At 73.6% G+C, this 511-nt stretch carries 1 pseudogene; it reads right to left on the reverse strand.

The features are described from left to right. Positions 1-408, reverse strand: a pseudogene (locus GH736_RS24265) (DEAD/DEAH box helicase); the annotation flags it as partial. Between the last annotated feature and the right edge of the window lie 103 nt (positions 409-511).

Genomic DNA, 511 nt, shown 5'->3' on the forward strand with positions numbered 1-511 from the left:
GACGTCTCGCACGGCGTGCGGAGCACCGACGCCCCTCGCGGCGAACTCGAGCCGCGGCACGAGCTCGAGGTCGCCGCCGTCGTCGATCGCGACATCGAGCACGACGGACGCCGCGCCGAGCACCTCGAGGTCGGGCGTCACGTCGGAACCGACGAGGTCGATGCCGAGCCGCGCGGCCTCGGCGAGCAGTGCCCAGAGCAGGGGGCTCTCGAACTCGTCGAGGGTGATCCACTCGGAGCCGTAGGTCGCGAAGACGCTCGGCGAGGAGCCCTTGAGCATCGCGAACTGGGCGAACCAGCGCGACTGCGCCGGGTCGAACCCGCCGGCGGTCGCCTGGAAGCCGACGTTCTGCCAGGTCAGCCCCGCCTTGATCCACGCGCCCCGCGCGCCGCGCGTGACGGGTCGCACCGCGAGCCGGTCGACCGACCCGGCACGACGGGCGGGCTCATCTCGGGGACCCTGCCATTCGCCGGGCCGACGCGTGACCCGTCGGCGCAGCTCGAACTGCAGG

The organism is Agromyces humi, from assembly GCF_009720255.1.
GTDB classification, from domain to species: domain Bacteria; phylum Actinomycetota; class Actinomycetes; order Actinomycetales; family Microbacteriaceae; genus Agromyces; species Agromyces humi.